1 pseudogene is annotated in these 1,360 nt (G+C 62.2%); it reads right to left on the bottom strand.

From position 1 onward, the window contains the following. Positions 1–160: 160 nt before the first annotated feature. Positions 161–1,301 (bottom strand): annotated as a pseudogene (locus SP6_RS19905) (IS3 family transposase). Positions 1,302–1,360: the final 59 nt, after the last annotated feature.

The following is a 1,360-nucleotide window of genomic DNA, read 5'->3' as shown; positions in this document are numbered from 1 at the left end:
TGCGGCTTAGGCCCGAGTCGCGGACGCTCAGGACGCTTCATATCCGCCCCGGCGGTGCCAGGACGTCGATTTGCCTTTGGGGGTATCTTCGTGGGTATCATCCCGGCCTCGCCACGAGATACCCCCATGGCCCTCAAAGAGCTGAGTAGCCCCTAGTTTTCTAGACGCCTTCCGCCTTCAAAACCTGCAGCCGTTCGAACGCGACGGGCGACAGCATCCCGTTCCTGACCTGCTTGCGTACAGGGTTGTAGAACATCTCGACGTAATCGAACACGTCCTGCCGGCTTCCTCGCGGGTTTTATAGGTGCGGCGCCGGATGCGCTCGCGCTTGAGCGAGGAGAAGAAGCTCTCGGCGACGGCATTGTCATGGCAGTTGCCGCGTCGGCTCATCGAGTGCGCAAGATTGTGAGCCCGGATGAAGGTGGCCCACTCCATGCTGGTGAACTGCGAGCCCTGGTCGGAGTGGATCAGCACCCGTTGCTTCGGCTTGCGCCGCCATACCGCCATGTGCAGCGCCTGCAGCACCACATCGGTGGTCTGTCGGCTCTGCATCGACCAGCCCACCACGCGGCGGGAATACAGGTCGATCACGACCGCCAGATAGACGAAGCCTTCCAGGGTGCGAATGTAGGTGATGTCCGTCACCCAGGCCCGGTCTGGCGCAGCGACGTCGAACTGGCGGTCCAGCGTGTTGTCGACCGCCAGGGACGGCTTGCCGCCATGGCTGCCGGGCCGGCGCTTATAGCCGATCTGCGCCTTGATGCCCGCCAATCTGGTCAATCTGGCAACCCGGTTCGGGCAGCAGGTTTCGCCGTGATCCAGCAGGTCGTCGTGCAGCTTGCGGTAGCCATAGACCTTGCCACTGTCGTTCCAGGCCCGCCGCAGCAGCTCCGTTTGCCGAGGATCCTCCCGAGCCCGCCGGCTCAGCGGGCTCTTCTGCCAAGCATAGAAAATGCTAGGCTGCACGGCGAGGCAGCGGCACATTGCCCGCACGCCAAAGTGATCACGATGCTGGGCAATGAACGCGTATCTCACTTTGCATCCCGAGCGAAATACGCGGTGGCTTTTTTTAGGATGTCGCGCTCCTCGGTTACCCGAGCTAACTCGCGCTTCAACTGGCGGATCTCGGCATCCTTGCCAGCATCGCCGGATACGGCCTTCGCCAGCTGCCGCTTCCACGCATACAGCGAATGCGCACTGACCCCGAGCCGCTGCGAGACCTCCGCTACCGGATACCCGCGCTCGGTGATCTGGGCCACCGCGTCACGCTTGAAGGCCTCGCTGAAATTCAGCTTACCCATCATCGCCTCCTGTCCTCAAAATTAGGATCGAAGGCGTCCAGAAATCTAGGGGCTACTCA

The sequence above is a fragment of the Sphingomonas paucimobilis NBRC 13935 genome (genome assembly GCF_000739895.2).
Lineage (GTDB): Bacteria > Pseudomonadota > Alphaproteobacteria > Sphingomonadales > Sphingomonadaceae > Sphingomonas > Sphingomonas paucimobilis.
The sequence above is the reverse complement of the archived record's forward strand: the minus strand, read 5'-3'. Positions and strand labels throughout refer to the sequence as shown.